A 1,515-nucleotide genomic window follows, 5' to 3' on the forward strand; every position below is an offset into this window, starting at 1 on the left:
CATCAAGCGCATGAAGAAAGCCGTCAATCGTGCCGGTCGGACGCGCCGCCCGCACCCGCAGCTCACCGTTGGGCAGCTTTTCAAACTCAACGCGTTCTCCCGGCTTCAACCCGAGATGTTGCAGCAGGTCTCGTTTCAGAGTGACCTGCCCCTTCGCCGTAATTGCAAGCGATGCCATTTTAGCCTCCGGCAGGATTGTTGCACAAATAGTAATGTAAAATCCAATTACAATCAACGCTGCCGGCTTTTGCGCCAAGCCCGCGGAAAGACGACCGCCTTCAAGACGACCGTGTCAGCGCCATTGGCGTGAAGAGTGCGACAAGTCTCAAAGCGAACGGTATTACCCAGGTAAAAAGCCCGAGCAAGGTACTGCCGATCCATAGCCGACAGAATGGTAATGGATTGAGGCAAAGCATTCATGACGATGAAGTCGAAGCTTGCGGAGCTGATGCTCGAACTTCACTGATGATAGCTTCGCTCTGTTCAACATTGGCATAGATGGACACGTTATCGAACAGACGGTCCGCATCTTTTTGGTTTATCAGACCGCAATCAACTGCGGATTCGGAGATTGAGAGGCCGAGGTTTCTCGCATGTCGTGCGACGCGCGACGCAGCAGGATAGCCAAAAATATCGGCAAGCACCGTCGCGAGTGCGAGTGAGGAGAATGCGTCCGCAGATCCGCGGGCAGAATTGACCTCGATACCCGTCACACAGCCGGAAACGAAAAGCGGGATCGCATGTCGCATCAGCCGGATGGATTCGCTCAGACCCTCTAGAATGATGGATTCCCAAACATTGAGATCGAGTTCGCCTTCAGCTGCCCGGGTAATCGTGGCATCGTTGCCGATCACCCGGAAGGCGACCTGCATGATCATCTCCGGCAGGACAGGATTGACCTTCCCAGGCATGATGGACGAACCAGGCTGCACCGCCGGCAGAGTGATTTCGTTGAGACCGGCACGAGGGCCCGACGCCATAAGCCGTAGATCGGACGCGAGCTTGGACAGGGTCACCGCAATCGTCTTCAGCCACGCCGAGACGCGGATCCAGAAATCCGCATTTTGCAAGGCATCGAAGAGGTTGGGGTCGGCATGATAGCGCTTGCCGGTCAGGGCCTGCAATTCGTCGAAGATGAAGGCCCGATACTGCGTGGAAGCGCCAAGACCGGTTCCAACCGCGGTGGCCCCGAGCGGCAAACCCAGGCAACCATCTTCGAGAATCCGAAGTCCGGCCGCCTGCCGCTCGAATGCGGCTCGGTATCCCGAGAACTGCTGGCCGAAGGTGATGGGCAGCGCGTCCTGAAGACAGGTGCGGGCGAGTTTGACGACGCCTGCGTATTCTCTCTCTTTTCGGGATATGGCCTCCGTCAGGCCTGTGAGGACCTCCGCAAGGGCATTCAGCTCTCCACCGATCGCCATTTTCATGGCGGAAGGGATGACGTCGTTGGTGGATTGGCTCATGTTGACATGCGTGTTCGGATGCACCGGATCCGGCCGCAATCGCCCGGTCAAG

2 protein-coding genes are annotated in these 1,515 nt (G+C 57.3%); both read right to left on the minus strand.

Annotated elements, in window-relative coordinates; translation table 11 throughout:
• The coding region (locus WBF74_RS10930) for an AbrB/MazE/SpoVT family DNA-binding domain-containing protein (RefSeq protein WP_424439485.1) at positions 1-178 on the minus strand (178 nt) is incomplete at its 3' end.
• Between the two features lie 238 nt (positions 179-416).
• On the minus strand, positions 417-1,515 hold a 1,099-nt coding region (locus WBF74_RS10935; RefSeq protein WP_424439482.1), incomplete at its 5' end, for a lyase family protein.

Origin of the sequence: Parvibaculum sp., assembly GCF_049672805.1 — a bacterium.
GTDB lineage: Bacteria > Pseudomonadota > Alphaproteobacteria > Parvibaculales > Parvibaculaceae > Parvibaculum.